Genomic DNA, 527 nt, shown 5'->3' on the forward strand with positions numbered 1-527 from the left:
ACCCGCATCCCGCTGATGGCCAACGGCACCATCGACCTCGAATGCGGCTCGACCACCAACAACGCCGAGCGCCAGAAGCAGGTCGCCTTCACCAACACCCATTATCTGACCGCCAGCCGCTACGTCTTCAAGAAGTCGAGCGGCCTGAAGTCGATCGACGACCTCAAGGGCAAGACGGTGGTCTCGACCGCGGGCACCACCAACATCAAGCAGCTCACCGAGGCCAACGTCGAGAAGAAGCTCGGCGCCAACATCATCCCGGCCAAGGACCACGCCGAGGCCTTCCTGATGGTCGAGACCGACCGCGCGGTCGCCTTCGTCATGGACGACATCCTGCTCGCGAGCCTCGTCGCCGGCTCGAAGTCGCCGGGCGACTACGAGATCTCCAAGGATGCGTTCTCCAAGCCAGAGCCCTACGGCATCATGCTGCGCAAGGACGACGCCGCCTTCAAGAAGGTCGTCGATGCCGCGACCGCGGCGCTCTACACCTCCGGCGAGGCGCAGAAGATCTACGACAAGTGGTTCAC

At 63.6% G+C, this 527-nt stretch carries 1 protein-coding gene; it reads left to right on the forward strand.

Annotation, left to right across the window (positions count from 1 at the left end; genetic code table 11):
- On the forward strand, positions 1 to 527 hold a 527-nt coding region (locus MOV74_RS40090), incomplete at both ends, for an amino acid ABC transporter substrate-binding protein (protein ID WP_246933095.1).

The organism is Bradyrhizobium sp. SHOUNA76 (assembly GCF_023006445.1).
GTDB lineage: Bacteria > Pseudomonadota > Alphaproteobacteria > Rhizobiales > Xanthobacteraceae > Bradyrhizobium.